Annotated in this window: 1 rRNA gene; it reads right to left on the bottom strand. The window is 55.4% G+C overall.

What is annotated here, in order from left to right:
• A 23S ribosomal RNA gene (locus tag DDT91_RS20415) occupies nt 1-808 on the bottom strand; the annotation flags it as partial.

The raw sequence follows: 808 nt of genomic DNA, 5'->3' as shown, positions 1-808 counted from the left end.
GCCCGGATCGTTACACCATTCGTGCAGGTCGGAACTTACCCGACAAGGAATTTCGCTACCTTAGGACCGTTATAGTTACGGCCGCCGTTTACTGTGGCTTCGATTCAATGCGTCGCTTGCGCTAACATCCCCTCTTAACCTTCCAGCACCGGGCAGGTGTCAGGCCTTATACTTCGTCTTACGGTTTCGCAGAGCCCTGTGTTTTTGTTAAACAGTCGCCTGGGCCTTTTCACTGCGGCTCATCATGGCTTATCACCTTGATGAGCACCCCTTCTCCCGAAGTTACGGGGTCATTTTGCCGAGTTCCTTAACTAGAGTTCTCTCGCTCACCTTAGGATCCTCTCCTCGCCTACCTGTGTCGGTTTGCGGTACGGGCACCTCTTTCCTCACTAGAGGATTTTCTTGGCAGTGTGAACTCAGGAGCTTCGGTACTATATTTCCCTCCCCATCACAGCTTGACGTTGCCGGACGGATTTGCCTATCCGACCGTCTCACTGCTTGGACGCGCACATCCAGTGGCGCGCTTTCCTTATCCTCCTGCGTCCCCCCGTTGTTCAAACGGTGAGGAGGTGGTACAGGAATGTCGACCTGTTTTCCATCGCCTACGCCTTTCGGCCTCGGCTTAGGTCCCGACTGACCCTGAGCGGACGAGCCTTGCTCAGGAATCCTTAGGCTTTCGGTGGACAGGATTCTCACCTGTCTTTTCGCTACTCATACCGGCATTCTCACTTCCATGCGCTCCAGCCGTCCTTCCGGTCGACCTTCGCCGCACATGGAACGCTCCCCTACCACTGCCCTACGGCAGTCC

It is taken from the genome of Algoriphagus sp. AK58, assembly GCF_014324365.1.
Classification (GTDB): domain Bacteria; phylum Bacteroidota; class Bacteroidia; order Cytophagales; family Cyclobacteriaceae; genus Algoriphagus.
Note: the sequence above shows the minus strand (reverse complement) of the source record. Positions and strands in the feature narration are given on the sequence as shown.